This window comes from Dietzia sp. CQ4 (genome assembly GCF_014145125.1).
GTDB classification, from domain to species: domain Bacteria; phylum Actinomycetota; class Actinomycetes; order Mycobacteriales; family Mycobacteriaceae; genus Dietzia; species Dietzia natronolimnaea.
On record NZ_JAALDZ010000074.1, the window covers coordinates 1 to 2427 of the forward strand.

Genomic DNA, 2427 nt, shown 5'->3' on the forward strand with positions numbered 1-2427 from the left:
CTCCTGTCCGGGCGTCGGCCCGGTCCGCAGCCACGGGGGAGCGGTCACCTCGGAGGGCGTCGCCTCGTCGTCGTCGCCCCGTCTCGGTCGGTCGGCCACGCCGGCCACACCCCCTCCGCCACACGTCCGGCCGGCGACCCGGTGGTCGCCCGAGGGGATACTAGAGGCCCGTGGGCCCCGTCGGGGGCCGGTGCCGGGTCAGCGCAGGGTGACCTGACGTGCCCTCAGGCCGTCGCGCGACGCGCGCTCGTCGGAGCTGAGCGGACCGTCCTTCGCCAGGGCCTCGCCCAGTCGCGCGTCGAGCTCCAGCAGTCCCGGCGCCCACTCCTGATGGTGCATCTCCGGGTCCAGGTCGAACACCGGCACGAGCAGCCCGTGGGTACGGAACGACCCGGCGAACCGGGACCCCTCGCCCAGGTGGAGGCCGCCGGCGGAGTGCACGCGCGCGAGTGCCTCGAACAGCGCGTCCTCGTCCTCCGGGCGCACCCAGCGGACGTGGGCCTTCTCGCCCGCGTCGACCCACCAGGCCGCCTCGATCCCATCGGCCGCGACCCGGGCGGAGGGCATCATGACCTCGTTGGCGTTCTTGATGGCCTGGGCGATCTCCGGCCTGACCTGGGCGCCCTCGGCGAGCCACCAGGAGAAGTCGCCGTGCACCGCGATCTCGAGCGGGGCGTCGGCGACCACGACGTCCTCCAACGCCGGGGTGGACTCGTCCGGGTGGGATGACGTCAGGGTCTCCCCTCCCCCGGCACGCGAGGCCCAGTCCACCGCGTAGGCCAGGTCGGCCGCCGGATCGGGTCCGTGGACCTGCACCTGGAGACCCACCATGGCCTCACCGCCCAGCTCGTCGTCGCGCACCAGGCCGGCGATGGCCCCCGGCAGGACGGTCGCCAGGATGATCTCCCGCTTCTCGGCGGTGGTGGTGAGTCGCGCGGTCGCCGACGGCACGAACTCGCGCATCGCGACCATGTCGCACTCACCGGCGAACCCGGCGAACGGCCGGGGTTCCGTGCTCAGTTCCTCACGCTCGGCCGCGCGAGCGGCGATCTTGGCCTGGCGGTTGCCGCCGGACTTGGGCTCATTATGGCGCTGACGTCTACCCACGGGCACTACGATACGGTGCGCCCGCGCGGCCCGCCCCCGGACATCGCACTCTGGTGCCGTCATCGCACGGGGGCCCAGGATCGGGCCGGGCGTGGCGGGGTCAGTCGCGACGCGTGGGCCCGTCCAGGACGCCCCGGGCCCGTGACGGGACGTTGGTGGCCACCCACTCCACGCCCAGGTCGCGGCACAGGAGCATGTCCGCCGGGTCGTCGACGGTCCAGCAGTAGGTCCCCATCCCCCGCGACCTCCAGTACTCGACCAACCACGGCCGCGCCCGGAGCGCGCCGATGCTCGGGCCCATCAACTGGGCGCCGAACCCCTCGGCCGGCCACGACTTGAGGACGTTGCCGCGCTCGCGGAGCTGCACGGTCGGCACCTGCGGGGCCAGTTGCCTGAACCGTCGCACCGCCATCACGGAGAAGCTCATCATGAGCGCGCGGGACTCGGCGTGCGAGGCGGGCCGGTCCAGACCGAAGTACCTCAGCTCGTCCCGGAGCGCGACCTCGACGCGGCCGCCGGTGGGCACCGGGTGCTTGGTCTCCAGGAACAGCTTCACGTGCGGGTACGCCTCGGCCATCACCAGGAGACTGCGCAGCGTGAGGAGTGGTTCGGGCCGGCGGTGCACCGGATGCCAGGAGCCCAGGTCGAGGGCGGACAGCTCGTCCAGGGTGCTGGAGTGGACCCAGACGTCGCGGTCCGCCACGCGCGCGGTCCGGGGATCGTGCAGGAGCACCGGGACACCGTCAGAGGTGAGCCGCACATCCACCTCGAGCGCCTCTGCGCCCTGCTCGAGGGCCTTCTCGTAGGCGACGAGCGTGAGTTCGGGGAACTCGGCCGAGGCCCCTCTGTGGGCGACGACCCCGCTGCCGGTGGACACCGTGGACCGCAGATGTGTGGTCGCGGGGACCGTCACGTCTCACTCCTCTCGAGCCGGGGACGTCTCCACGATGCCCCGCGGGAGAAGCCGCCGGGTGAACCGCGGGGAAGGCTCATCGAAACTCCGCATGACGGTCCGGGTCTCACGCGCCGCCCACACCGCGGCGGCCGCCGCGAGCGCGGTGAGGAGAACCGTGTCCGCCGCGGCCTGCGAGCCCTCACCCGTGCCCCGCCACAGTGCGAGCGCGACCGCGATCCCGTTCACGGCGACGGCCACCCACCACCGGAGGAGTCCGGACCTGGTGGGCGCGCGGGGCGAGGCCAGGCGGAGTTCGGCGAGGTAGACGGGGATCCGGAACCAGTTGACGACGGGGAGGAGGCATCCCACCCAGAGCCCCGCCCGACTCCGCGGGTCCGGGGCGGGCGAGTACACGCGGCGACGGG

At 73.4% G+C, this 2427-nt stretch carries 3 protein-coding genes; all 3 read right to left on the reverse strand.

Translation table 11 applies throughout. The features are described from left to right. Window positions 1-198: 198 nt before the first annotated feature. Window positions 199-1107, reverse strand: a complete 909-nt coding sequence (locus G6031_RS05060; RefSeq protein ID WP_182617326.1) for a DUF5926 family protein — start codon at window positions 1105-1107, stop codon at window positions 199-201. A gap of 100 nt (window positions 1108-1207) precedes the next feature. Next, window positions 1208-2020, reverse strand: a complete 813-nt coding sequence (locus G6031_RS05065; protein WP_182610245.1) for a glycerophosphodiester phosphodiesterase family protein — start codon at window positions 2018-2020, stop codon at window positions 1208-1210. A 3-nt stretch (window positions 2021-2023) separates the two neighbouring features. After that, window positions 2024-2427, reverse strand: a 404-nt coding sequence (locus G6031_RS05070; protein ID WP_182652649.1) for a DUF4328 domain-containing protein, incomplete at its 5' end; no start/stop codon positions are given.